Here is a 25,715-nt window from a genome sequence, read left to right as displayed (position 1 = left end):
ACTATTTAGTACACACACTAAATTATTCCAGTTTTACCTAGAAAGGCACATAGGAGATGGGTAGATGAACATTACGTTTAATAATCGCGATCCCGTTTATCTGCAGGTTGTCAGGTATTTTAAAGAGGAAATGGCCACAGGCAGGCTGGTAGGCGGGCAAGAAATTCCGTCAAGACGAGAGCTAGCAGGGCTGCTTCAAATTAATCCGAACACCGCACAGAAGGCTTATAAAGAAATGGAGGAGCAGATGTTGATTACAACAGCAGGTAATTCCCCGAGTCGGATAACGACGGATAAGCATATTTTGAATACCATTCGTGAAGAACTCATTCAAGAAGCCGTTGGGGTGTTCGTTCAATCCATCAGCAAGATTGGGCTGCCAACGGAAGAATTGCTGCGTGTTGTGAAAGAAAAGTATGAGGCAGAACGTGGAAGGGAGATTGCGGAATGATTGAAGTGGATGCACTTGTGAAGCGATATGGGCGGAAAAATGTGTTGGATGAGGTTTCCTTTACCGCGGAGAAAGGTCAAATCACCTGTTTAATTGGGATAAACGGCGTGGGCAAATCTACGATTATGAAGGCGATTATGGGGCTAACCCCCATTCAAGGTGGAGCTATTCGTGTGGATGGTCAAGTTCCAACTACGAAGACGTACGAGAAAGTTGTATTCATTCCTGATACGTTAACGATGCCATCCAACATGAAGATCAAAGAAGCTATGCGATTTATGAAGGATTTCTATGGAAACTGGAATGAGGCGCGGGCGGAAGAGTTGATCACCTTTTTCAAATTGAATTCTGAGGATCGACTTTCGAGCTTGTCCAAAGGAAACTCAGCCAAGGCGAATCTGCTGTTAGGACTTTCATTGGATGCGGATTATTTACTCATGGACGAGCCATTCTCAGGGATTGATATGTTCAGTCGCGAACAAATTACAGCCGTATTCACAAGCCATTTGATGGAAGACCGCGGTGTCCTGATCACTACCCACGAAATTCAAGATATTGAGCATCTCATTGATAAAGTCGTTTTGCTGGATGGAGGACGGGTTCGCAAACAGTTTTATCCTGAGGAAGTGCGCTCGAATGAAGGAAAGTCCGTTGTGGATGTCATGAGAGAGGTGTATGTGACTTGAAATTTTTTATCAAATTGTTGAACTGGGAACTGGTACGGTTTAGCAAACTATATGGTGCCTTGGCACTTCTGTTGGTGGTATCTCAGTTTGTGGGGATTTGGCTAACGGCCCAATCCTATCTCAGTGATGCACATGCGTGGGCGGACAGAAATGGCGGAACCGAAGCGCAGTACGCGGAAAACTTTCAAAAATTGAATCTTATAAATATTTTTCATTCGGTCTGGTACGAAGGAGCCATCAGTTTATGTGCAATCGTTCTGCTCCTTTATGTTTTCATGATTTGGTACAAGGAATGGTTCGGCCGGAATACGTTTGCGTATCGACTGCTTATGCTGCCAACATCACGGATGAATGTATATTTCGCTAAATTAAGTGCAATTGTGTTGTTTGTATTTGGATTTGTTTCCCTACAGTTTGTGATCATTCCGCTTCAACTGGCCTCCTTCCTTGCCATCATTCCAGCTGAACTACGAGTAGAGGTTACGATTGGAGAACTGATTCGAAGAGATCCTTTGCTGAATTTGTTTATGCCAAGCTATGTTATGCAATTGATTTTATATTATGGAGCTGGCATTCTAGGTGTTTTTGTACTTTTTACAGCTATACTACTGGAACGAAGTTATCGTTGGAAGGGCATTGTTGCGGGAATTCTGTACGGTACAGCCGTTCTGATCGTCATCGTTTTGCCGCAAGAAATAAGTCAATTAGGAGTTACACTCCCGCTATTTCCAAGTGAAATCGTGTTGTTGCAGGTGTTCATCGGACTGTGTATGATCGCCGTTTCAATCGGATTTAGTTCCTATTTGCTGCGAAAAAAGGTAACGGTGTAATTCTCGAATTCTCGAAATTCGGGTGAAGGGCTTTCAAAGACAATGCTAAGGAGGTGCACGCATGAAACGATACTGGCTGCTTGCTACACTGATACCTTTTTGTGTAATAGCTATGGGAACGTATTATGTGTTAGGTACTGGTGATCAGAACCCGGAATATGTGTTGAAAACGATGAAAGGCTCAGAAAGCGATGCTGCTGGGCTGCAAATCAAGGTAAATACGGATGGCATCACGACAACCGTTTCTACGAAAGGGAGCGATTCGGATGTCGAGCAACTCTCCTATTTGGGAAGGCTTGATGCTGAATCTTACTATGAGGACGACTTGAAAAGGCTTGTCAAAGAGCATCGTTCTTTCATGCGAGGGAAGAATGATGTGAATGCTTTCTATGAGGATGATCGGGTCCTTGCGTATGCGGCTACTGAAGCTCACAATGATGTATCGAAGAAGCAATCTAACCAGTTAACCATCTCAATAATGGGAAAATTGGACGAAGAAACATCTTCATTTCAGGTTCTTACAGACAAGAAAAATGACGAGTATATAAATATCCATGATGTTCAGGTCAAAGATCAGATCATGAAGGTACTTGTTAATCGTATGCGAACCGACAAATATCCGCAGTTCTATCATGTTGGATACGATATGTATACGATTGATCTATCAAACAAAAGCTTGCTGAAAAGCGAGCAGATCCTGGCTGCCGAGACACAGTCGAATGAAATAAGAACGACCACATGGTTTATCACGGGGAATGCTCAGATTGGCCCAAGTGGATATGCGATATTTGATAGCAGTGAAAATAAAATCATAGATAAGGTCGTCGAAAGACAGACCGTAAAGAGAAATGAAGGGTTAGTGAACCGGGAAATTCGGGTATACGATATTTGGAATGGACAATGGCGGACACTGCAGAGTGAGCCACTGCATAGCTTTTTGATGGAGGATAACTCGATGGGGATGTCTATCCAGTATGCCAATCAGGAGCTATCATTAGCTGCTATATCGGAGAGTAAAGACACTCACGTTATGGTGGTAAATATGGCGGAGAATAGAGTGATTCGTGATGTGCAATTACCGCTTCAAGCTCTTCAGAAAGAGTGGGGCAGAATCAATTATAGCCTAGTAGAGAAGGATCGCTTGTACCTCCTCATGTCCGGTCGTCCCAAACCAGCCGCGGTAATCGTTGAGCTGCAAACGGGGAACATCCTCTATCAGGGAGAAATTGAGCGTAAGAATCTGAAGAGTATTGGATATATCAATGCGAACGGAATCAAAATTCAGAAATAAAACAGCAGAGGCCCCCTAATCACTATGATCAGGGGGTTTTGTATGTCATAAATGGGGATACGTACGGCGTGAAATATCCAATTTCAGGTAAAGATTCTCGCATAGAATAACATAATCTACGAGCGGTAAGTGAGGTGATTCACATCCGGAAGCGCAAACGACTTGAACCAACTCTCCGAAAGCCGAAAAGGACCAAAGAACGGGTATGTATGTCCAAATATGGATCCAAAACGTATTTCTTTTACGCCATTTCAGATGGAGACAAGCGTTGTTATACGGAAGAGGATCGTACCAAAGGTTACGGCGCTCAAGCGATTCCTGACCCGAAAACTGTGACCTATTCACAAGTATTCGTTAATGGTGTTCTTCAGCCTAGTACGCTCTATCAGATAGATAAAGGTACGATAACGTTAATTTCGAAGGATGTACCTGAAAAAGGTGTTCCCATCATCGTGCAAAGCATTCGCATTTTCAAGCGAAGATTGGGAAGGGGGTGAAATAGATGGCAGCCTCACTGATTAAACTTTTTATTACAGCTGCGTTGGCTACGCCTCCAGTAGCTTCGGGCGGTGTTGTGACAACAACCGTAGACCCTGAAGTAACGAGATACAATGCAGTGCTTACGGTAGGTATGATTGGCGGTACGGAAACAACGATTCTGGCAGAAGATTTTCTTGATGACAATGGCGATCCTGTACAAGCAAACTCACTACCAGCCGTGCCTACTGACGGATACATTAACGTATATGTCAATGGCGTGTTACAACAGGAGGGTCTCTCGACGCTTACGACGGCTTCCTTGGTGTTAGATACGATCTTAGCGGTAGCGGGTACACCTGTCATTCTCGAAGTTGCAGATTTCTCAAATACGACTTCCGCAATTACGACACCACAGACCATTTCAGCACCAGCGATTGATGTTACAACGTAAATAAAAACAAAAAAACATCTTACATGAGTATCATGTAAGATGTTTTTTTAGTTGTCCAATTCTTCATTCGTTTGCTGCGCGGCACCTAATTTGGAGAGCCGTCCCGAACGAAGGAGCGCTTCGCGTAGTAGATATTCAATGTGTCCGTTAACACTTCGGAACTCGTCCTCTGCCCATTGCTCAAGAGCCTGGTGCAGCTTCGGATCTAGTCGAAGTGGGAAGTTTTTCTTGGGAGCCATACCATGGCCTCGTTAGTACAACGTACCGGTATTAATGACCGGAGTCGCTGAACGATCAGATACAATCGCAACGAGGAGATTGTTGATCATGGCAGCTTTACGCTCCTCGTCAAGCTGCAATCCTTGGGCTTCCAATTGTGCGACAGCCATTTGAACCATGCCAACGGCGCCTTCTACAATAATGGAGCGTGCGGATAAAATCGCTGATGCTTGTTGGCGCTGCAGCATGGCGCTGGCAATTTCGGTAGAGTAGGCTAGGTGAGTCAGGCGCGACTCAATCACTTCAACGCCTGCAACGGAAAGACGATGTTGAAGCTCTGTGCTGAGTTCAGCCGCAACCTCATCGGCATTTCCTCGTAATGAATAGCCTTCTGTTTCATAACGATCATAAGGATATTTGCTAGCTACATGACGTAGTGCAGTTTCACTTTGAATTTCAACGAATTTCTCATAACTATCTACATCAAACAATGCCTTGTACGTATCAACAACTTTAAACACGATGACAGCGGCAATTTCAATCGGATTCCCATCGATATCATTCACTTTTAATTTGACACTGTTAAAATTGCGTACCCGCAACGATATTTTCTTGTGAGAAGAGAAGGGAATAACAAGCCATATACCGCTTTTGCGAATGGTCCCCAGATAGCTACCGAAAAAAGTAATAACCGTGGCTTGATTCGGCTGAACGACAGTAAATGACGTCAGGGAGATGATACTAACTACGAGTAATATAGCCCCAATGAGAAAGCTCTGTTGTGTAAAACTGTAGATGCCTAGCCCAAGTGCGATGAAAAATAAGAGTAAGCCAATAAAACCATTGAATGACCCTGCTTTCATTTCTTTCATACGTTGAAAAACCTCCCGTTTGTATATTGTTTTGATATTTATATGATATCACTTTTTACTTTAAATGTAAAATGGAATTAACGGTTGTTTAGTAAGGCAAACACACCGGGGCTCCCGCGCCGAGGCAGACTTTCCGATACCGGAAGAACGGGTGGCGAAGGCGCGCGCCAATCTTGAGCGGATGCTGCAAGAAGCGGGTTTCGAAACTTGAAAAATGGAGTATTGAATTCATAGAATAGAAGCCTCCATTCCCTGTTGATAGCGGTTTGGAGGCTTCTTTTTTATTTGCCGATTCGTAATCTCTTGCGGTCACAGCTTTCTTCCGAATCGCGCTCCGACCGAGCGAGTATATTCGGTAAGTGTCGCAAGAAAAATTGGGGCAGGAAGCGACAACCGCAAGTCCAGCTGAAGCGGCTCACATCATTACGACAGGGATTGAATCGATGCGCAACCACTGCTATCTCTTACCTTCTTTTCCTTTTTTAAATATACCATTTTCGTATTTACAAACATGAGAATAATGGATTATGATAAATATGAAACATTAGTTTTATTAAATGAAACCAACCTATTACATCAAAGATGTCTTTCTCGAAGACAACCCAAAGAAATGCTACACGAAGGAGAGGAACTTATGAAAGTCTCACATATCGAGACGCCAGCGGTCCTAATTGACCTTGACGTGTTGGACCGTAATCTCAAGCATACAGCTGAGTTAACCCGCCAAGCGGGCGTGAGGCTGCGTCCCCATTTCAAGACGCACAAGAGTGTATGGATTGCAAAGAAGCAGCTGGAGTACGGAGCTTGCGGCATGACCGTAGCCAAGTTGGGTGAAGCCGAGGTGCTCGCAGAAGCTGGGATCAATGACATCCTGATCGCTTTTCCGCTTGTTGGCGAATCTAAGCTGCTCAGGCTGGCTGCATTGATTAACCGGAAAGTTAAGGTAACTGTCAGTACGGATAATGTCATTGTTGCCAAAGGATTATCCGACCTAGGCGAATCTCTAGGCACACGCATCCCCCTCTACATTGACGTGAATTCGGGGTTGAACCGTTGCGGATTGGAACCCGGGAACCCAACTGCGGAGTTGGTCAAGGAAATCACCGCATTGCCGGGAGTCGAGGTGCGTGGACTTATGACACACGGCGGTCATGCTTACGGTGCCAGTAATCTTCAAGAACTGCGTCAGACGGCGGCCGTTGAAGTTGAAGTGCTTGTTCAAACGCAGCATCTGCTTGCTCAAGATGGCATAACCATTCCCGAGATCAGCGTCGGCTCCACGCCAACGTCCAAGTTTATTGCAGAACAGCACGGTGCGACGGAAACGAGACCGGGCGCTTATGTATATGGTGATATTTCGCAGCTGGCAATAGGTTCAATCAGCATGAACGAAGTGGCCATGAGCATACTGGCAACGGTTGTAAGCACGCCAAGAGAAGGGACGGTTATTATCGATGCAGGCTCCAAGACTTTCAGTATCGATACGAACCCACACTGTCCGGGTTATGGCCGCCTCAAAAACAATCCTGACGTATATATTGAACGATTAAGTGAGGAGCACGGAATTGTCAAGCTACCTGCTGGCATTACGTTTTCGATAGGAGAGCGTCTCGAATTTATTCCTAATCATTGTTGCACCGTGTCCAATCTGCATAACAAGCTTCTAGGAGTGTGCGGCGATGAAGTGCTTCAGGATATCTACGTCGATGCGCGCGGTAAAATCAATTAATCTAACCAAGGAGAGGAATATAATCATGTCAAAAGCTATTCAAGTTCCACAAGCTCCGCAGTTCCCATTACCTTTTTCTCACGCGGTTCAAGCTGGAGATTTCATTTACGTTTCCGGGCAAGTTGGGGTAGATCCCATTACCCTGGTAATTGCCGGTCCGACCATTGAAGAGCAGACTCGCCAGTGTTTGCGAAATGTGGAAATCATACTAGCGTCTGTGGGTTTAACCCTTGATCATGTGATTAAATCGAACGCTTTCGTCAGTCGCACCGAGGACTTCACCGGTTACAACAAGACGTACTCGGAAGTGTTCCAGCAGCCGTATCCAGCACGCACGACGGCACCAGTCGATCTGGGAGCATATTTGGTGGAAATCGATGTTATTGCGTATGCACCTTCCAAACGGGTATAAGGTTGAGAACGACTAGCTAACGCTAAGGAGGACACATAAGCTAATGGACCATAGCCGGTTATCGCAAGAGATACGCTTGTGGGTGGAAGATCATCGTGAGGAAGCGATTGGATTGATTGCCCAGCTCGTACAAATTCCGAGCGTGAATCACCCGCCGAATGGAGATGAAGCGGAATATCAACGCTATTTGGCCGAATGGATGAAAGAGGAAGGTGCGAAGGTGGATAGTTATGAGCTCGATGAGGTTCCTGGCCTACAGGAGCATCCGGCTTATATGTCTGGCAGAAATTATGTCAACAGACCCAATGTTGTCGGGAGCTTCTTCGGGGGTTCTGGTCGCTCGATTATGTTTTCGGGACATGCAGATACGGTGTACCAAGGCCATGAACCTTGGAACTTTCCACCGTTCTCGGGCAAAGTTCACGATGGCAAATTATACGGTCGCGGTGCGTACGACATGAAGGGGGGGATGGCGGCGGCGCTTATTGCTGTCCGATGTCTGAAGGCTCTGGCTATCCCTATTGGAGGAAAAGTATACATAGAAAGCGTTGTTGACGAGGAGCACGGCGGCGCAAACGGGACATTGGCCGGGAGGCTTCGCGGGCCGCATCCGGACATAGCCATCATCCCCGAGCCTTCCAATCTTAAGTTGTATCCGGCTCACCTGGGTGGAGGTATTTGGAAGGCAACTTTCGAAGGGAAAAGCGGAATCGGATTTAATGGCGAAGAGTTGGTCAGTGCGTTGGAAGCTACGGTGGAATTCGCAAATTTGCTGCGCGCCTTTGGGACATATCGTATGCAACAGCAGCCGAAGCATCCCATGTGGGTTAACGGCAAAGTTCCGGAAGTTACGCTCTTGTCCATCTATTCGGGAGACGCTTCCCGCGAGTTGCAAGAGAAACTGCCCGCAACTGGGGAGATCAACTTCTGGATCGAAGCGTATCCGGGTGTAACGGGCGAGGAGATTATCGCCGACCTATGGTCCTATTATGAAGATCAGCGTCTTAATTACCCCTCGTTGCAGAAATGCCATCCGACTATCAAGCCGCTGATCCGATACTTGAGTGGAAGTGAAATGGCGCAGAACGACAACACCAAAGACTTACTGAAGTTAGCGGCGGAGACGGGCCTCAGAGTTCTCGGCCGACCAGTCGGCCCGCCTCAAGGATCACCTTTTGCCTGCGACGGCTTTATGTTTAATTTATACAGCGATACTCCCGCCTTAATTCTAGGTCCGGGAGGGGCGAATGCCCACGCAGCGGATGAATACCTCGATCTTGAAGGGTATGAGCAATTGATACGTTGGTATGCTGAGTTAATTATCAAATGGTGTGGCTTGCTTCCAGCGAAAGGATGATAAAGGTGATAATTGCGGTTATAGGCATGTTTCATGAAACGAATACATTCGCGCCTGGTTTAACGGATTTGGATGCCTTCAGATCGGAGTGGGTGCAGGGGAACGATGCTTACCTGGAGCGCTATTCTGGAACGCGTACCTCGATGGGCGGTGTCCTGGACGGCTTGCAGGAAGAAGGCGCGAAGATCATCTGTGGCCTGCATACGGGGGCGACGCCAAGCGGATTGGTCATCGGCGGGGCGACCGAGGCGATCATGGATGCGATCGTCAACTCGGTGGAAGCTTCGGTAGACGGCGTAGTCGCCGTGCTGCACGGAGCTATGGTAGCCCAAGGATATCCGGATATGGAAGGTGAAATTCTCCGGCGTATTCGGGAACGTGTAGGTCCGACTATACCTGTTGCGGCAACATTGGATCTTCACGCCAACATCAGCCGCGAGATGGTGTACAACGCAGACATTCTGGTCGGCTTCGATACGTATCCGCACATCGATGCGTATGAGAGAGCGGTTGAAGCGGTGAAGCTGCTTGTCCGTACCGTTCGAGGCGAGATCAGTCCTGTCATGATTTTTTCGCAGCCTGGAATGCTCATCGTTCCACAGATGATGTTGACGGACGAGGATGGGCCAATGAAAGAAATGATGGATCGGGCTTTTGATATAGAACGCGACCCTTGTGTGCTGAATGTAACGGTAGCCGGAGGTTTCCCTTACAGTGATGTGCCCGAAGCCGGAGTAGCTTTTATCGTGACTACAAACGGTAATCCCTCACTCGCAGAACACTATGCAGAAGAGCTCAAGCAAATGGCTTGGGAGCGAAGGGATCGGTTCGAATATGCGGGTTATTCCGCAGTGACAGCCATCGACAGAGCAATGGCCATACAAGAAGGCCCCGTAATCCTGGTAGAGGGGTCCGACAATGTAGGAGGAGGCTCACCTGCGGATGCGACACACCTTCTCAGGCATCTTGTCAATCCACCGAAGAAAAGTCTAATCGTCATTTGCGACGCGCAAGCCGCTCTAGAGGCCCATCGCCTTGGTGTAGGCGCAACGTTCCATGGAGCGATCGGGGGCAAGAGCGATAGGCTGCATGGTGATCCCGTTCCCATTCAGGGAACGATCCGAAATTTGACCGACGGCAAGTACACGCATACAGGCCCTTATATGACCGGTCAATGGGCGGATATGGGGAAAACGGCTGTGATTGAAGTCGGACTGTTGACCATCATATGTACGGAAAAAAGAACGGCTCCATGGGACCCAGGCCACGTCAGCTCCGTTGATCTTCATCCGCAGGACTATCATGTAATCGTCGTGAAATCAGCTATAGCTTGGAAGACGGCGTTCGGAAACATATGCAAAGACATAATTCCTGTAGATACACCGGGTTGCTGCGGTTCCAATTTGCGGAACTTTCAATACGAACAGCTGAGGCGTCCGATCTACCCATTCGATTCACAAACATAGGGAGGGAGTTCAATCATGTTAAAAATAGACCAATCGCTATCCAAATACGAGCAAGCCAAGAAACACCTTGCAGGAGGTGTTGCCAGCTCGCTGCGCGCTTCTCAAAAACCGACTCCGCTTTATGCAGAGTCCGCCAAGGGTGCCCGCATCCGCGATGTGGATGGAAATGAATATATCGACTATTTGTTGGCATACGGACCTCTTATTCTAGGTCATGCGCATGACGGATTGACGGATGCCATCCTTTCTGCAATGCGCAAAGGTTATACCTACGGCTTGCAGCATGACGGCGAAATCGAACTTGCCAATGTCCTGATTGACATTCTTCCCTGTGCGGACAAGGTCGCTTTAAGTGGTTCAGGTACAGAAGCGGTCATGTTGGCGCTGAGGTTAGCCCGTGCTCATACGGGAAAAAGGAAGGTCGTCCGCTTCCACGGTCACTATCACGGTTGGTCAGATTCGATATTCACTTCCTTTCCGGGAGCGGGTTTGGCACAATCGGACAACGACGGGCAGACCGCTGCAGTACCTCCGGGTACGCAAGGTCAAAGCGAGAACAGCTTGGCGGATATTATACTTTTGCCATGGAACGACTTTGCTGCGCTTGAGAATGTATTACGCGTACGGGCACATGAAATCGCAGCGGTCATCTCCGAGCCGGTCATGTGCAATTCAGGATGTATCCAGCCGAAGCCGGGCTATTTGGAGTATCTTCGCAGCTTAACAACGGAGCTTGGCATTGTATTCATTCTGGATGAAGTGATTACAGGATTCCGGCTCAGCTTGGGTGGTGCGCATGGACGTTTTGGAATTAAGCCCGATCTGGTGACAATCGGCAAGGCGATGGGTGGAGGAATCGCGATTAGCGCCGTGGGGGGAAGTGCTGAGCTGATGAAGCATATCGATACCGCCGCTGTAAGTCACTTGGGGACGTTGAATGGTAATAGCGTTGCTACTTCAGCCGCACTTGCCACTATCCGTGAGCTGAAATGTGATAACGGAGTCGTCTACGACCGTATGGAGAACTTATTTATCCAACTTTCGGAGGGCATACGTGAGCTGATGCACAAACACAGTATTGCAGGAGTTGTGAATCAGGTTGGCCCCGTGTTCCATATGATGTTTATCGATGTGAAGGAAGTTACCGATTTTGATACGTTCAACCGCAGAGACGGCGGCAAATATGTCAAGTTCGCCGAGCTGATGCTGGAAGAGGGTGTGCTCTTAAGGCCGAATGGACTTTGGTATATATCGGCCGTTCATGAACAGGCTGATATTGAGGCCACGCTGCTAGCGGTTGATCGGGCGTTGTGTAAACTTATCAGTTAGAAGGAGGGTCGCTATGAGATTACTGAATAAGGTAGCTCTTGTTACCGGAGGCTCCCTAGGCATTGGGCGTGCCATTGCCTTGAGATTTGCCCGGGAAGGCGCTAAGGTGGCGGTGATCGGATTAGAAAAAGATATGCTGGATGAGGTGCGCGACCTCATATCTGGGGAAGGCGGCGAAGTTATGACGTTCGAGTCCGATGTCCAATACAAAATCCAGATGGAGAGTGTGTTAGACAGTGTAATCGGAAGATGGGGATGCCTTGATGTGGTGGTAAACAACGCTGGCATCTGCAAGCCTACTCCATTCCTGGACATTACCGAAGAGGAATGGGACCGTCACATGAACATCAATCTCAAGGCCACTTTCCTAGTATCCCAGCTTGCAGCAAGACAAATGGTACGTCAGGGCCGGGGAGGCTCGATTATACAGATGTCAAGCGTTAACGGCCTTGCCGCAGAAGCAGATCAAGCTCACTACAACACTACCAAGGGCGGCATCAATCTTCTGATGATGTCGATGGCGCTTGAGCTGGCCAAGGACAAAATCCGTGTCAACTCGTTATGCCCCGGTTTCATCGAAACTCGGCTGACAAAGCCGCTTCTTGACAATCCTCAGGCAATCGGGGAATACTTAAAGACGATTCCCATGCAGGAGGTCGGCCAACCGGAGGATATCGCGAATGCGGCACTCTATTTGGCCAGCGACGAGTCCCGTTATATGACAGGTCACTGCATGGTCGTCGACGGCGGACAGTTGAGCAGGTTATCTTAATCGCTGTCCACAATTCGTACAATAAGGTGGAATAGTTATGGAGCCAATCAAACCGGATAAATCCGATAATGCAAAAGATAAACAGGACCGATATGCGATTCACTCCGTTGAGAAGGCGCTGGATGTCGTTGAGGCGCTATCTGAGCATGATTCTCTAAGCCTGATCGAACTCGTGGAACTGGTGAAGCAACCTAAGTCCTCTCTATACCGCATTATTCTTACATTGGAAAAAAGGGGGTTTCTCAGCCGCAGCGACGAGGACGGGAAATATTGCCTGGGTTACAAGCAACTGGTCATTACGAAGAACCTGCTGGAGCGAAGCTCACTGCGCACTGCGGCATTAACGGAGATGAACAAACTGGTCGAAACACATGGCGATACGGTCAATCTGTGCGTGCTTTCGGAGGGCGAAGTACTATATATGGAAATCATCGAGGGCACCTATGCGCTTCGTATGACGGATAAAGTAGGCTCTAAAGCCCCTTTTCACGCTACGGCAACAGGAAAAATGATCACAGCGCATCTCTCAGAACTAGAGACTAAACAGATGATCGCCCAATTTGGACTACCTGCTTATACGCCCTTTACCATTCAGGATGAAACGCAATTGCTGCGTGAACTGGCCATGATTAAAGAGTCTGGTTACGCGGTGGATCGCGAAGAAATCGTACAAGGTGCACGCTGTATCGCCGCACCGATCTTTAATATGTTTGGACGGATCGAAGGGGCAATTAGCCTCTCGGGTGCGAAGCACCGGTTTCCGGATGAGGAGTTGGAGCACATTGCGCGGTATATCCAAGAGGCAGCGAAACGTATTTCTCAGAAACTCGGCTATGTCTAAAAGAGGGGGTGTACCTTGGAGCTCATAACCGACATTCGAGCAGCGCTTGGGGAAGGTCCTTCATGGGATGGTAACAGGCAAGTCCTCTATTGGGTGGATATATTAGGTAAAAGATTTTATGAATTCAACCCATCGGATGGTAAGCTGAATGAATATCAATCCGACCAACTGTTGGGCGCCGTAGTTCCAAGACAATCGGGTGGATTCATCTTAGCGATGCAGCACGGCTTCTATAGCTTTAGGCCAGAGACGAATGAATGGCTTTCCATTCATGACCCGGAAGCTCATAAGCTGGATAACCGGTTCAACGACGGCAAATGCGACCCCGTAGGAAGATTTTGGGCGGGTACGCTATCAATGACTGGGAAACCCCGGGACTGCGCCCTTTATCGAATGGATCCGGATTTGAGTATTACGAAGGTTTTGGAGGGGATCAGCTTATCCAACGGTATGGGCTGGAGTCCGGAAGGAACAACGATGTATTTCATTGACACACCTACTTATTCCGTTGCTGCTTTTGACTATGATTTGGCTAGCGGTTCGATCAGCGGTAAGCGTCTGCTGATTGACATTCCAAGAACAGCTGGAGCGCCTGACGGTATGACCGTTGATGAAGAAGGGATGTTATGGATCGCTCATTGGGGCGGGTATCAGGTGACTCGTTGGAACCCGCGTACCGGAAAGATGTTGCAAAGTCTATCCGTGCCGGCTCCTCATGTAACCTCATGCGTATTTGGCGGCAAGAATCGCAATGAGCTTTATATTACGACGGCAAGAGAGTGGTTAAGTGAGGAATTATTGCGTCAATATCCATTGTCAGGCGGTCTATTCAGAGTGAAATTGGATATTTGCGGAGCCGAATCGTATTCCTTTATCGGGTGATCAACCAAATTGAGCTTGGACAACGCGAGATGGCTAGACGAGGCGCCGAAAAAGGCTAATTTATACATAGAATCATAGATCATAGAAGCTTTTAGGAGAAGTTGGAGGAAAATATGCAAGAGATTCAGACATACAGCAAGGAGACCATCGTCACGCATGATATGCATGATGGGCGACATTACGGTGCGGTCACGCATCCGATTTATCAGAACAGTTTGTTCACGTTTGAAACGCATGAAGAATTGGAAGAGGCGCTTGCCTTTGAAGCGAGTAGTATAATTTATACTCGCGGCAACAATCCGACGGTTCGTGCATTGGAAGAGCGTTTGGCGGAGTTGGAAGGCGGAGAGGAAGCGAGATGCTTTGCCTCAGGAATGGCAGCGATTTCGGCTGCGGTTCTGTCAACGGTACAAGCGGGCGACCATATCGTGTGCGTGGATGGTTGTTACGGTCCAGCCAGAAGACTGATGGAAGAATATCTGGTGAAATTTCAAGTTGAGACTACCTTTGTTGATGGTAAAGATTTGATGCAAGTTCTGGGTGCTGTACGTCCGAACACTCGTTTAATTTATTTGGAGAGCCCGACGAGCATGATATTTGAACTTCAGGATTTGGAGCAATTCGCAGCGCTTGCCAAAAAGATTGGAGCAAAGACAATTATTGACGGTTCTTGGGCGAGCCCTTGCTTCCAAAGCCCGCTGTCTCATGGAATTGATATGGTTGTACACTCCATGACTAAGTATATTTCCGGTCATAGCGATTTGATCGGCGGGGTCGTAATTGGCGCAAAACAGCATCTGGATCAACTGTTCCGTCTGGAATTCCAGCTATTCGGCGGCATCCTTCATCCGCAAAGCGCCAATTTGTTTATGCGCGGCTTGCGTACCTTACCACTCAGGATGCATAAACTTCAAGAAAATGGATTGAAGGTTGCTCATTACTTGGAAAATCAATCTTTTATCATAAAAATGAACCATCCCGGTTTAAAAAGCCATCCCCAGCATGAGCTGTATCGTTCGCAAATGTCGGGTAGTGGAAGTCTTTTTTCTTTCGAAACCCATATCCCGATGGAGAGCATGCGGTGTTGGGCGAATCAGCTGCAGTACTTCCGCAAGGGCATTAGCTGGGGCGGCTTCGAGAGCTTGGTGTACATGCGTAATCAGCCCGATAATAGGGTAATCGTTCGATTGTACGTGGGCCTTGAGGAGCCCGATGATCTCATCAATGATTTGAAGCAAGCGTTTGCTTCTATTGAAGCTTGATACTGAAGACAATTCAGAACTAGAAAGGGGCAATCCCTTGGTCATGAAAGATGACTGAGGAATTGCCCCTTTTCCATAGATAAGGATGAATGATCAACGGGATACTTGGCGCTCTCCTTGCCCTGCGAACTTGGCAGGCTTGCATCATGAACATTTTTTCGTCTTCTATATCAATTTTCATCGAAAATCGGTAGGAAGAGGGGACATCGACATAAATTTCTTTGAGCGATCCCCGGCGCGGCCACCGCAAGACACTTCTTGCGCCATGCTATGACGTTCGTCTCCTGCAGAGTTGCTGCCTGACTTTTGGTTGAAATGGATTCGTTATCGCACGCTGAGCATTCGCCGCTAATACCGGTTTTTCTTGCGGAATTCGGAAGGACTTATGCCCATCGCCTTGCGGAACACCCGGCTGAGATAGAAGCCATTCTCGTAGCCGCATTTTCCGGCTATAACATCGAGCGTCCACTCCGTTGTCAGCAACAGTCTGCATGCCTGCTTTACCCGAAACGACGTTAAATATTGCAAAGGGTTGACGCCGTAGCCGTTTTTGAATCTGCGGATCAGCTGCACGGGAGTCATGCCGAACTGATGCGCGACATCCCGGATTTCGATCGTTTCATGGGCATGGTGAATCAAATATATCGCGACATCGCGAATGAGTTCGTCATGTTCCAGTAAAGGCTCGGTATCGGGGGATTCCATCGCCTGCTGTGTGATCATCAGCCATATATCCGCCAAATAGTGCTGCTTCAGCTTTTGATTATCGGAGCTAAAGGATATCTGCTGATCCGCCTGCCTTAAGCTAGTGTAGTTTTCGGACAATCGCCGGATCTGCGGCAGCTTTATTTTCCGTTGAGCCAAAAGAGGCATAAGTTGCTGCGGCTCTCCTTCGGGGAGGGTGAACGTAACCGAATGAAAGCTTAAGGGCGTCAGCACGTTTCGATGAAAATCAATTTGGGGCGGGCATACGACCACGTCTCCGAACTCGGCCACTCCGTAATTATCTCCTATTTGGTATTCAAACCTTCCTTCCTCCACCGCAAAAAGAACCCAAGTCACATAGGTATCCGTTTCCATTAAGAATTTTACTTTTTTGAGCCAGTACATATGATAGGCGTTTTCCGGAAAGCCTGCGGGCATCTCGCTTCACCTCGTCGGACATGAAATTTTGGATATGAAAAATAGTAATTTTATGAATTCAAATGTGTAATGAAAGATCGTAGTATGTAATTAAAGATATCATAGAATGCAGAGGAGTCAATGGATGATGGGGAAGACTGATACGAAAATGTTGGATACGGACATTTTGATCGCAGGCGGAGGGATGACGGGGGTAGCTGCTGCATTGGCTGCGGCTCGTAACGGAGCCCGGGTAATTTTATGCCAGGACCGTTCCGTTCTTGGCGGGAACGCCTCGTCGGAGATTCGCATGAATATATCCGGCTCATCCACAATCGGGAAGGAATTGGAGACGGAGCGCAGGGAAAGCGGCATAATCGAAGAAATCATGCTTGAATGCTCGGTCAGAAATCCGCAGCGGAGCGCGAGTATGCTGGACTTGATCTTATATGAGAAATGCCGCGCCGAACCGAATTTGAGGCTGCTGCTGAATACGACGGTTATCGCAGCCGATGTCGAAGACTCCCGTATTTGTTCCGCTTATGCGGTGAGAGAAAGCACGGAGGAAAGCTTTACGATTCGGGCCGACATATTCGTGGATTGTACGGGCGACGGCAGGCTGGGGTTTGAAGCGGGGGCCGCTTTAACGACCGGCCGAGAAGCGAGTGTAGAATATAACGAGTCAGGCGCAAGTTTCAATAGGGACGCTTATCGTCTCGGATCCTCTCTTTTGTTCACGTCGAAGGACATGGGGCGCCCGATGCCGTTTACCCCGCCGAAATGGGCCCGCAAGTTTACGGAGGAAGATTTGAAGTTTAGAAACCACGACACCTGGGAGTTCGGATATTGGTGGGTGGAATTCGGCGGCACGCTGGATACGATCAAGGATAACGAGCATATCCGGGACGAACTGCTTGCGATCATGCTTGGGGTGTGGGATCACATCAAAAATAGCGGCAATCACCGCGATTCCGAAAATTGGGCGCTGGATTGGTTCGGCTTTCTTCCGGGCAAAAGAGAGTCCAGACGATTTATCGGTGAGCACGTGCTGACCCAAAACAATATTCAGCAGGCCATCGACTTTGATGATGTGATCGCTTACGGCGGCTGGTCGATGGATACCCATCCGCCCCAAGGCATCGATGCGAAAGACGAGGAGCCATGCAATCAGCCGTTTACGCCTTATCTGTACGGCATTCCGCTGCGTTCGATGATTAGCAGGAACATTTCGAATTTGATGTTCGCCGGCCGCAATTTATCGGCTACCCATATCGCTTTCTCCAGCACCAGGGTCATGGCGACATGCGCGGTCATGGGGGAAGGGCTTGGAACGTTCGCGGCAACGGCGGTGAAGCGCAAGCTTCCGCTGGGACAAGCGTGGCGCCAAAGCGTTGTCGTGAAGGAGGCTCAGCAGCAATTACTTCGGCAGGGAGCTTTTTTGCCCGGCATGATGCTGGAAGGAAATCTCGCGAAGCTTGCCCGGATTTCCGCTTCATCCGAGCAAAAGCAAGGAACATGCAGTAATATTGTGGACGGGCATACTCGCGCTGTCCATGGGGAGAAGGGGGTACGACCCGACTTGACGACGGCCGGCACGCATCGCTGGATGTCGGATCCGGGAGACCGCAGTCCTTGGCTGGAGCTGGAGTGGGAGGATCCGGTAACGGTTTCCCGGATTACGATCGTTCTGGATACCGGTCTTCACCGTTTGCTCATGCTATGCCATTTGGACGTGATTCAAAAGTATATGCAGTGGGGGCGGCCGCAAGCCGAAACGCTGAAGGAGTTTAAGCTGATCGCGCATGACGAACGAGGGAGGATGGAAATCGCACATATAAAAGACAATTTTCAACGCATGATCCATCTGCCGGTAACGCTGAAAAATCTGAAGACGCTCCGGCTGGAGGTAATCTCTACGAACGGTTTGGACCATGCGCGAGTGGTTGAAATCGTTTGCGAGTAACTCCGCTTGCGGTAGCGTTCTCTGAAGGAGAATGGGATGAATAACAGCAAAGTCAGTCCTGTCTGGCTATATATGAGAAAAAACAAGTGGTTGTATTTTTTACTGATACCGGGGTTTGTATATCTGTTTATTTTCAAGTACATTCCGATGTTCGGCATCGTCATAGCATTCCAGGATTTCAATTTGCTGAAAGGCATATCGGGAAGCGAATGGATCGGCTTCGAAAATTTCCGATATCTTTTTCAGTCGGACGATTTCTTCACGATTTTACGAAATTCGTTACTCATCAGCTTTTATCAGGTCCTATTCGGATTTCCCGCGCCGATCATGCTGGCCATTCTGCTGAACGAAATTCGGAATCTGCTGTTCAAAAGAGTCGCCCAAACGGTGCTGTATTTGCCGCACTTCATTTCGTGGGTAGTCATATCCGGCATCATTATCAACATGTTGTCCCCGTCGTCGGGCTGGGTCAACCGGCTGATCGTCGATTTCGGCGGAGAGCCGATTCATTTTCTGCTTAAGCCCGAATATTTCCGGACGATACTGGTTTCCGCGGAAATATGGAAGGAGCTCGGATGGGGAACGATTATTTACCTGGCCGCGCTTACGTCCGTGGACCCGTCCCTCTATGAATCGGCAACGATCGACGGGGCCAACCGGGTGCAAAAAATATGGTATATTTCGCTTCCCAGCATAGCGACCACGATCGTCATCATTTTGGTCTTGCGGGTCGGCAGCGTTTTGGATATAGGCTTCGAGCAAATTTTCTTGCTGTACAATCCGGCTACCTACAAAGTAGCGGATGTTTTTGAAACCTACACCTATCGGGTCGGTTTATTGGAAGGAAGGCTCTCTTTTACGGCTGCCGTCGGCTTGTTCAAATCGGTAGTCGGACTGGTTATGATCGTGCTGGCCAACCGGATTGCGCGTCTATTCGGAAAGTCATTGTGGTAGGAGGTGAAGAGGAATATGCACAAGAGAATCGAGCTTTTTGACATCGCCATCTATCTAATCGTGTCATTGATTTGCGTGGTCATGCTATACCCGCTGCTGAATGTCGCCGCGGTTTCGATCAGCTCGCACAGCGCTTATATACAAAACCCAATGCGCATATGGCCGAGCGAAATATCGTTCGACGCCTACAAGGATATCCTTTCGCATCCCGTTCTTGCCAGAAGCTATCTCAATACGATTATTGTTACCGTCAGCGGCGTGGCGTTAGGCATCTTTCTATACATCATTACGGCGTATCCGCTCTCCAAAACGCATCTGAAAGGCAGATCGATTCTGATCAATTTGGTCATTTTCACGATGCTGTTCAACGGCGGACTCATTCCGAACTTTTATTTGATTCGTTCGCTCGGCATGCTGGATACGCTGGCAGCACTTGTATTTCCCGGTTTGTTCTCCGCGTTCAGCTTAATCCTGATGGTCAATTTCATGCAGAACATTCCTGAGGAGCTGGAGGAAGCCGCCAAAATGGACGGAGCCTCCGAGCCGTACATTTTGTTCAAAATCGTCGTTCCGCTCTCCATGCCGATTATCGCCACATTGACGCTGTTCGCGGCGGTGGGCTATTGGAACAGCTTTTTCTCGGCGATCATCTACATCCGAAGCGTGGAAAACTGGCCGTTGATGCTGTTTTTGCGGGAGGTCATAGTAGGCGCCCAAATGATGCAAATTTCTGCGGGAGGCAACAGCGCCGAGATCGGCAATATGAACGTCATGCCGGAGAAGCTAAAATACGCGACGATCATGATCGTCATGCTTCCGATTTTGTCGGTATACCCGTTTCTGCAACGGTTTTTCGTCAAAGGAATTATGCTGGGGTCCGTAAAAGGTTGATCCAAAGGGCCCTTGTCATAGATAAACATTCAAAGGGAGGCTGAAACAAGATGATTAAGAAAGTATTGGTGGGGGTAGTTGCTACGGTGCTGCTCGCCGGAGTTACCGCATGCGGAACCAAAGACAAGCCGGCGGAAACCGGCGATCCGAAGCCGTCGGCGGCGGATACAGCCAAAGCCAAAGTAAGTATGAAGATTATGGGCAATTTTGCATCATCCAACCTGTCGGAAACGGACAAGCTGCTTTTTCAATCCATCGAGAAGGCGACGAATACGGAGATCAAATTCGACATCCCGCCGTCGACCGGCTACAATGAGCGGCTTCAATTATCGCTGACAACGGGCGATTTTGCCGACGTCGTCTGGTTTCCGAGTACCAGCGATGCCGCGTTCTTGAAAGCGGTTAAGGACGGCGTTATCCTCCCGATCGATGAATATCTGAAGAAAGCCGACAACGTTAAAAAATATTCATACGACATATCCTGGGACGCCTTGCGGGTAAACAATGACGGCAAAATTTACGGTATTCCGCGGACGACCGTTGTCCGCTCCGACGGGTACTGGCTCCGAAAAGACTGGCTCGATAAATTGAATATCAAGCTCCCGGATAATAACGAAATTACGCTGGATCAAATGTTGGAGATCATGCGCAAATTTTCGAAGGAAGACCCGGACGGCAATGGTAAGCACGATACGTACGGCTTTGGGACGGCCGCAGGCGTCGATAAATCGCTCAAGCCGATTTTCCAGAACGAGCTTGGTCTTTACGGCTGGCAGGAGTCCGGCGGGGGCGAGTATAAGTACATGAATCCCCAGTATGATGTGAACTCCGATCAATATACGAAGGCTTTGGCATTATCGGCCAAGTTGTTCAAAGAAGGGTTGATCGATCCGGATTCGCCTTCGATCGACGGCGCTAAAACGCTGGAACGGTTTAAAAGCGGCAAAACGGGTGCAATCGACGGGTTTGCAGGTCATTACGAAACATTCCTGAATGACGGTAAAAAGATCAATCCGAATTTCGATCTTGCCTATGTATTCGTTAAGAACGAGCAAGGCGAGATGAAGGGACTGGGGCAGGGAACGGGGTTGTGGGGCTTCTGGGCGGTAACGCGCAATGCGAAGGATCCGCAAAGAGTTGTCGACGTATTCGACTACATGCTATCGGACAAAGGCTGGGATTCCATCTACACCGGCGTGGAAGGGAATGATTACAAGGTGGAAAACAACAAGCGCACTTATGTGGAGCCGGCGCTGGAAACATTCGTCCGTAAAAATATGGTCCGCCGCGCCAACGATTACATGTTCTTCATTAACCCGGCTATGTCGGAGGAACTGAAGAAGAAGCTCGTGCCGAATATCGAGAAGGCCGTAAAAAGAATTGTGATGTCCAAGGACCGCGATTTCACGCCACCGATCGCGAAGACGCCGCCTTACCTGGATTTCAACAAAAAGTTCAGCGAGGTTACGACGAAAATCATTATCGGCGATGCAGATCCGTCCGAGTACAAGAAGGTGCTGCAGGACTGGAATACGAGGTTCGGCAAAACGTATCTGAAGGAAATGAACGATTATATCGGTCAAATGGAAAGCAAGAAGTAATACGGAAAGATTGTTCACACTCCATATTTGGGGTGAAACAATAAAAATCCTGGCAATCAGGCTCGAGCCTCTCGGATGTTCATTCTGGGAGGCTTTAAAAACATGCCCAAAAACGATATTCGGCAGCTGTCGATTACCGATGTAATCGCTTAGATATTCTGGTTGATGGATACCCATCCTCCTCCGGTCATCGAAGCGAAGAACCTCGAATCAATAGGAAAAGGAGTCGATCAACTTGAAAATAAAGCGTTTTCTTTGCTGGGGAATGATCATTGCGCTGTTGTTCTCTTTCGTTCCCTCGGTTTTGGCGGAAAATGACGCGAACGGGTTACCCGATGAGACAAGCACGGAAGCTTTGCAAACCGTGCAGAATGCTACGTATTCGAAGGAAGCTTTGCAAACCGTGCAGAATGTTACGTATTCGAAACTCGTCTTGGTCGAGAACGGAATCGCGAAGTCAACCATTATTCTTTCATCAAATGCAACCGTACCGGAACAGAAGGCGGCACAGGAACTCAAAAACTACGTAAAACAAATATCCGATGCGGAGCTGCCTGTTGCCAACAATCCTGCAGGCGTGGCCGGAACCAAGATCTATATTGGAAGTGCCGCCCCAAGCCCCGATAAGGAGGCAATCCGAGCCGCGGGAGATGACCCCGACTCCTTCCGGCTGCATGTAACCCAGGAGGCAATCCAACTGGTGGGATTGGAGGATAGCGACAAAGGAAGCCTTTATGCCGTTTACGAGCTCCTCGAGCAAATTGGCGTACGATGGTTCATGCCCGGCGAGATCGGAACGGTCGTTCCGGATTTGGAAACCATCGAGGTCAGTTATCAGGACACCATCCAGCACCCGGGTCTTTCTTTTCGTTTTTTCCAAGCGGCCACGCCATACTTATGGGCTACCGGTATGCCGATGGGGGTCAATCTGGATGAGGCTGCACCCTGGGTCGAGCATGTGCGCCTGAATCAAAAGACAGTAGGTGCGCATGAATTGTTGAGTACCTCTCCTTCGCGATCAACGCGCGCGGATCTGTATTTGCCTAACGCCGACGGAACACCGTCGATACACCTCGACGTGACGAAACCGGAGGTGTTGGAGCTTGTTGTAGCAGAGTCGCTTGCTAAATTGCGGAAAAATCCCGACCTTGAATATTTGAGTATGGGACCTAGCGATGGACATGTATTGGTACTCAAGCCTGACCCCGAATGGGATGGGGATGATCGGGATGTATTAACAGGAGCATTATCAACGACGGATCGCTATATCAAATTTTTTAATCTTGTTTTGGAGGAGCTTGGTAAAGAAGGTTATAACGATGTGAAAATTGTTTTCTACGCCTATAACACTTACTATAATCCGCCGGTACGGTGGACGCCAAATCAACGAATTGTGCCAATGATTGCTTCCCTCACCCTGGATCGGATACATAGCATCGGAAATCCGCTTGCCTGGGAGCGTAACTATCTTAAAGAAGTTATTGACGGCTGGAATAAAATAAGCCCTACGGTGATGATTTATGACTATCTTTATAACCCTGCCGATCCGGGCTTGCCTGTTTCACTGGCAGAACGAGTAGGCACAGAGTACAAGTATTTTAAAGATCATGGTGTTGTAGGGATACGCGCTGAGACTACGCCAGAGTGGGGGTATGGCGGCCTGGGACTTTATCTGGCAGCCAAGATGATGTGGAACCCCGATCTGGATGTGGAAGCTTTGCGGGAGGACTACTTTACAATGTTTTATGGACCTGCGGCAGCGCCGATGGAGGAGCATTTCGACATCTTGGAAAAAGCTTTTGCACAAGCGGATTATTCTGCCGGAAACATTTATGATTTTCCACACATTTTGACCGATGAAGTCATGCAAGAGATGGCAAGAACACTTGGGGAAGCAAAGGCGAGGGTGGTATCGGATTCGGTATATGCCAAACGGATTGATATGATCAGCATCGCTTATGGGTTCAGTGATAATTTCCTTGACATGATCGAGCAATTCAACCGTTTCCATTTTGATGAGGCAAAGGAAAAGCTCGATAATGTTTATGACTTTAGGGAACAGGCTGCTCTTCACTCCCCTTCCATTTTAAGCAGCTATAAAGCTTATACCTATGTAGAGTGGTTTTTTGACAGAATGGTAAATGGCGGAAAACAACGGACCAGCAATGGAAACCGATTGGTTGCTGAACTGCCGGATGAATGGAATGTCAAGCTGTTCCCTAATGCGTCCGGGGCTGACCTGGGGCTTTGGAAACCTGGCTTGGGGACGGAATCCTGGAGGAAGCTGAAAACCTATTCCGAGACCTGGTCCGATCAAGGGCTTCGTTATTATAAGGGACATGCCTGGTACCGGACAACGGTAGATGTCGCTCAGGAATTTGACACCGGAAAACCGATTCGGCTTTGGTTCAGCAGTATCGATGAGACAGCGAGGGTCTGGATGAATGGCAAAGAGCTGGCATTGGTGCAGAAGGGTACGGGTTTGACAAAACCTTGGGAATTTGATGCTACGCCGGCGGTTACATTTGGCGAGCCAAATTTGATTGTTGTTGATGTGCGTAATGAAGACATAGATGAACTGGGTACCGGGGGGATCATGGGTCCTGCAATACTCTGGCAGGTCAATACGGAACTGGATTATCTCCCGCCTGGAGATGTGAAGAACTTGAAAGCCGCGCACATCCCCGGCACCGACACCGTGAAAGTAACCTGGGATATACCCGCAGATAATATGGGAGTTACAGAATATCAGTTGGAAATGCTGAACCGGGAGAACGTAGGGGGCGTACTTGGATCGGTCATAACGACAACAAATGAATATATCGACACCGGAATGAAACCCGGCATGGAACGCAGGTACAGGGTAAGGGCAATCGATGCCGGCGGAAATAAATCGGTTAACTATAGTGCTTATGCACGCGTAACGATGAATCCGCCCTCAACGGTGACGGGTCTGAAGGTGAAGCAAATCTCCGCCGACAAGGTATATATAAGCTGGAATCCAGCTACCGTTTATGCAGATTTCCAAATTGCCGGGTATAGCCTGGAAGTGCTGAACCAGAATCCTCCGGGGGGAGTGCTTGAAACGATCAAAACGTCAACGAATGCATATACCCTCAGCGGACTGCAACCCGGTATGATACGCAGGTTCAGGGTGAAGGCAATCGATACGGCCGGAAATATGTCTGCTGACTATAGCGCTGTAGTGCAGGTGACCATGTCGGAAAATGTAACGCCTGCAGCCCCGCCCGCAGCCCCAACGGGTTTGAAATCGGAGCCGGCCGCTAATGGTGCGATGAAAATAAGCTGGAATCCGTCGACATCTGATATAGGAATTGCTAAATACATGTTGGAGGTATGGGATGTAGACGGCGGTGCAGGACGACTTTTGACGGCAGAAGCAACAACAAATGACTATACCTTCACCGATTATTTTAAAATTGGCATCGTACGCAAGATAAGGGTGCTGGCCGTAGATAATGCCGGGGGCCAATCTGCTGCGAGTGCTTTCATTACCCTAAAAGTCCCGCCTACAAAACCTGCGCTGACCGTTGAGCAAATCTCCGGCACCGAGGTGAAAATAAGCTGGACTGCATCCGAATCTATCTACGGAATGAAGGAATATGTTTTGGAATTGCTGAATCCGGACCCTCCGGGAGGAGTTAACAAAGAATTAATGAGAGCGTTACAAACGGAGTATACCCACACCGGACTGACAGTTGACGGGAAGACGCTAAGATACAGGGTAAGGGCAATTGATAACTACAGTACGGCGTTCCCAAATGTAAGCTACAGTGACATAGTGGAGATCATCATGCAGACCAAATGACCCCTAAATGATTGACAAAAGGAGT

At 48.5% G+C, this 25,715-nt stretch carries 23 protein-coding genes; 20 read left to right on the top strand and 3 right to left on the bottom strand.

Annotated elements, in window-relative coordinates; all coding sequences use genetic code 11:
• Positions 1–64: 64 nt before the first annotated feature.
• The 6 genes from AC58PV_RS22105 (at position 65) to AC58PV_RS22080 (ending at position 4,189) form a co-directional block, all read left to right on the top strand.
• Positions 65–451 (top strand): GntR family transcriptional regulator, encoded by a 387-nt coding sequence (locus AC58PV_RS22105; RefSeq protein ID WP_497434600.1) that lies wholly within the window; start codon positions 65–67, stop codon positions 449–451.
• Positions 448–1,137 carry an ABC transporter ATP-binding protein gene (locus AC58PV_RS22100; protein ID WP_497434599.1) on the top strand — a complete coding sequence of 230 codons (690 nt, stop codon included), beginning with the start codon at positions 448–450 and terminating at the stop codon, positions 1,135–1,137. The genes AC58PV_RS22105 and AC58PV_RS22100 overlap by 4 nt, the downstream gene beginning before the upstream one ends.
• Entirely contained in the window at positions 1,134–1,967 is an 834-nt protein-coding gene (locus tag AC58PV_RS22095; RefSeq protein WP_497434598.1) for a hypothetical protein, read from the top strand. Before AC58PV_RS22100 ends, AC58PV_RS22095 begins: the two co-directional genes overlap by 4 nt.
• Before the next feature lie 61 nt (positions 1,968–2,028).
• Entirely contained in the window at positions 2,029–3,258 is a 1,230-nt protein-coding gene (locus tag AC58PV_RS22090) for a hypothetical protein (protein ID WP_497434597.1), read from the top strand.
• Between the two features lie 209 nt (positions 3,259–3,467).
• Positions 3,468–3,755: a DUF4183 domain-containing protein gene (locus AC58PV_RS22085; protein ID WP_497434595.1), complete on the top strand. Its 288-nt coding sequence runs from the start codon at positions 3,468–3,470 to the stop codon at positions 3,753–3,755.
• A gap of 5 nt (positions 3,756–3,760) precedes the next feature.
• Positions 3,761–4,189: a DUF4183 domain-containing protein gene (locus tag AC58PV_RS22080; RefSeq protein WP_497434594.1), complete on the top strand. Its 429-nt coding sequence runs from the start codon at positions 3,761–3,763 to the stop codon at positions 4,187–4,189.
• A gap of 47 nt (positions 4,190–4,236) precedes the next feature.
• On the opposite strand, the gene AC58PV_RS22075 is transcribed toward AC58PV_RS22080, so the two are convergent.
• Together AC58PV_RS22075 and AC58PV_RS22070 are read right to left on the bottom strand one after the other, a co-directional pair.
• Positions 4,237–4,428 (bottom strand): type II toxin-antitoxin system antitoxin, encoded by a 192-nt coding sequence (locus AC58PV_RS22075; RefSeq protein WP_497434593.1) that lies wholly within the window; start codon positions 4,426–4,428, stop codon positions 4,237–4,239.
• A gap of 12 nt (positions 4,429–4,440) precedes the next feature.
• Entirely contained in the window at positions 4,441–5,280 is an 840-nt protein-coding gene (locus AC58PV_RS22070) for an SPFH domain-containing protein (protein WP_068671497.1), read from the bottom strand.
• Positions 5,281–5,914: 634 nt separating this feature from the next.
• On the opposite strand from AC58PV_RS22070, the gene AC58PV_RS22065 reads away from it, so the two are divergent.
• The 9 genes from AC58PV_RS22065 (at position 5,915) to AC58PV_RS22025 (ending at position 15,330) form a co-directional block, all read left to right on the top strand.
• Positions 5,915–7,009 (top strand): alanine racemase, encoded by a 1,095-nt coding sequence (locus tag AC58PV_RS22065; RefSeq protein ID WP_497434592.1) that lies wholly within the window; start codon positions 5,915–5,917, stop codon positions 7,007–7,009.
• A gap of 25 nt (positions 7,010–7,034) precedes the next feature.
• Positions 7,035–7,421 carry a RidA family protein gene (locus tag AC58PV_RS22060; protein ID WP_497434590.1) on the top strand — a complete coding sequence of 129 codons (387 nt, stop codon included), beginning with the start codon at positions 7,035–7,037 and terminating at the stop codon, positions 7,419–7,421.
• Positions 7,422–7,464: 43 nt separating this feature from the next.
• A complete protein-coding gene (locus AC58PV_RS22055) occupies positions 7,465–8,778 on the top strand; it encodes a M20 family metallopeptidase (RefSeq protein ID WP_497434589.1) in 1,314 nt (437 codons plus the stop codon).
• Positions 8,779–8,783: 5 nt separating this feature from the next.
• The gene (locus AC58PV_RS22050) at positions 8,784–10,244 is read left to right on the top strand and encodes a M81 family metallopeptidase (protein ID WP_497434588.1); all 1,461 of its coding nucleotides are present in this window, start codon (positions 8,784–8,786) and stop codon (positions 10,242–10,244) included.
• A gap of 15 nt (positions 10,245–10,259) precedes the next feature.
• Positions 10,260–11,573, top strand: a complete 1,314-nt coding sequence (locus tag AC58PV_RS22045; protein WP_497434586.1) for an aspartate aminotransferase family protein — start codon at positions 10,260–10,262, stop codon at positions 11,571–11,573.
• A gap of 13 nt (positions 11,574–11,586) precedes the next feature.
• On the top strand, positions 11,587–12,345 hold the full coding sequence (locus AC58PV_RS22040; protein WP_056620558.1) for an SDR family NAD(P)-dependent oxidoreductase: 759 nt from the start codon (positions 11,587–11,589) through the stop codon (positions 12,343–12,345).
• Positions 12,346–12,382: 37 nt separating this feature from the next.
• Complete coding sequence (locus AC58PV_RS22035; protein ID WP_497434585.1) at positions 12,383–13,186, top strand: IclR family transcriptional regulator; 804 nt, start codon at positions 12,383–12,385, stop codon at positions 13,184–13,186.
• A 15-nt stretch (positions 13,187–13,201) separates the two neighbouring features.
• Positions 13,202–14,068, top strand: a complete 867-nt coding sequence (locus tag AC58PV_RS22030; RefSeq protein ID WP_497434584.1) for an SMP-30/gluconolactonase/LRE family protein — start codon at positions 13,202–13,204, stop codon at positions 14,066–14,068.
• A 113-nt stretch (positions 14,069–14,181) separates the two neighbouring features.
• Entirely contained in the window at positions 14,182–15,330 is a 1,149-nt protein-coding gene (locus AC58PV_RS22025; RefSeq protein ID WP_497434583.1) for a trans-sulfuration enzyme family protein, read from the top strand.
• 348 nt (positions 15,331–15,678) lie between these two features.
• Here the strand turns inward: AC58PV_RS22025 and AC58PV_RS22020 are convergent, their stop codons facing one another.
• Entirely contained in the window at positions 15,679–16,473 is a 795-nt protein-coding gene (locus AC58PV_RS22020) for a helix-turn-helix domain-containing protein (RefSeq protein WP_497434581.1), read from the bottom strand.
• A gap of 124 nt (positions 16,474–16,597) precedes the next feature.
• Here AC58PV_RS22020 and AC58PV_RS22015 point away from each other — a divergent pair, with 124 nt between their 5' ends.
• The 5 genes from AC58PV_RS22015 (at position 16,598) to AC58PV_RS21995 (ending at position 25,690) form a co-directional block, all read left to right on the top strand.
• Positions 16,598–18,415 carry an FAD-dependent oxidoreductase gene (locus AC58PV_RS22015; RefSeq protein ID WP_497434580.1) on the top strand — a complete coding sequence of 606 codons (1,818 nt, stop codon included), beginning with the start codon at positions 16,598–16,600 and terminating at the stop codon, positions 18,413–18,415.
• A gap of 36 nt (positions 18,416–18,451) precedes the next feature.
• Positions 18,452–19,369 (top strand): ABC transporter permease, encoded by a 918-nt coding sequence (locus tag AC58PV_RS22010; protein ID WP_236289375.1) that lies wholly within the window; start codon positions 18,452–18,454, stop codon positions 19,367–19,369.
• 15 nt (positions 19,370–19,384) lie between these two features.
• Positions 19,385–20,260 (top strand): carbohydrate ABC transporter permease, encoded by an 876-nt coding sequence (locus AC58PV_RS22005; protein ID WP_497434579.1) that lies wholly within the window; start codon positions 19,385–19,387, stop codon positions 20,258–20,260.
• A 50-nt stretch (positions 20,261–20,310) separates the two neighbouring features.
• Positions 20,311–21,861, top strand: a complete 1,551-nt coding sequence (locus AC58PV_RS22000; protein WP_497434578.1) for an extracellular solute-binding protein — start codon at positions 20,311–20,313, stop codon at positions 21,859–21,861.
• 235 nt (positions 21,862–22,096) lie between these two features.
• Positions 22,097–25,690, top strand: a complete 3,594-nt coding sequence (locus tag AC58PV_RS21995; protein WP_497434576.1) for a DUF4838 domain-containing protein — start codon at positions 22,097–22,099, stop codon at positions 25,688–25,690.
• Positions 25,691–25,715: the final 25 nt, after the last annotated feature.

This window comes from Paenibacillus sp. J22FR83, assembly GCF_059691955.1.
The sequence above is the reverse complement of the archived record's forward strand: the minus strand, read 5'-3'. Positions and strand labels throughout refer to the sequence as shown.

Coding starts and splice junctions, on each gene's coding strand:
- AC58PV_RS22105 (WP_497434600.1), top strand. CDS start 65: ATGAACATTACGTTTAATAATCGCGATCCCGTTTATCTGCAGGTTGTC.
- AC58PV_RS22100 (WP_497434599.1), top strand. CDS start 448: ATGATTGAAGTGGATGCACTTGTGAAGCGATATGGGCGGAAAAATGTG.
- AC58PV_RS22090 (WP_497434597.1), top strand. CDS start 2,029: ATGAAACGATACTGGCTGCTTGCTACACTGATACCTTTTTGTGTAATA.
- AC58PV_RS22085 (WP_497434595.1), top strand. CDS start 3,468: ATGTCCAAATATGGATCCAAAACGTATTTCTTTTACGCCATTTCAGAT.
- AC58PV_RS22080 (WP_497434594.1), top strand. CDS start 3,761: ATGGCAGCCTCACTGATTAAACTTTTTATTACAGCTGCGTTGGCTACG.
- AC58PV_RS22075 (WP_497434593.1), bottom strand. CDS start 4,428: ATGGCTCCCAAGAAAAACTTCCCACTTCGACTAGATCCGAAGCTGCAC.
- AC58PV_RS22070 (WP_068671497.1), bottom strand. CDS start 5,280: ATGAAAGAAATGAAAGCAGGGTCATTCAATGGTTTTATTGGCTTACTC.
- AC58PV_RS22065 (WP_497434592.1), top strand. CDS start 5,915: ATGAAAGTCTCACATATCGAGACGCCAGCGGTCCTAATTGACCTTGAC.
- AC58PV_RS22060 (WP_497434590.1), top strand. CDS start 7,035: ATGTCAAAAGCTATTCAAGTTCCACAAGCTCCGCAGTTCCCATTACCT.
- AC58PV_RS22055 (WP_497434589.1), top strand. CDS start 7,465: ATGGACCATAGCCGGTTATCGCAAGAGATACGCTTGTGGGTGGAAGAT.
- AC58PV_RS22045 (WP_497434586.1), top strand. CDS start 10,260: ATGTTAAAAATAGACCAATCGCTATCCAAATACGAGCAAGCCAAGAAA.
- AC58PV_RS22040 (WP_056620558.1), top strand. CDS start 11,587: ATGAGATTACTGAATAAGGTAGCTCTTGTTACCGGAGGCTCCCTAGGC.
- AC58PV_RS22035 (WP_497434585.1), top strand. CDS start 12,383: ATGGAGCCAATCAAACCGGATAAATCCGATAATGCAAAAGATAAACAG.
- AC58PV_RS22025 (WP_497434583.1), top strand. CDS start 14,182: ATGCAAGAGATTCAGACATACAGCAAGGAGACCATCGTCACGCATGAT.
- AC58PV_RS22020 (WP_497434581.1), bottom strand. CDS start 16,473: ATGCCCGCAGGCTTTCCGGAAAACGCCTATCATATGTACTGGCTCAAA.
- AC58PV_RS22015 (WP_497434580.1), top strand. CDS start 16,598: ATGATGGGGAAGACTGATACGAAAATGTTGGATACGGACATTTTGATC.
- AC58PV_RS22010 (WP_236289375.1), top strand. CDS start 18,452: ATGAATAACAGCAAAGTCAGTCCTGTCTGGCTATATATGAGAAAAAAC.
- AC58PV_RS22005 (WP_497434579.1), top strand. CDS start 19,385: ATGCACAAGAGAATCGAGCTTTTTGACATCGCCATCTATCTAATCGTG.
- AC58PV_RS22000 (WP_497434578.1), top strand. CDS start 20,311: ATGATTAAGAAAGTATTGGTGGGGGTAGTTGCTACGGTGCTGCTCGCC.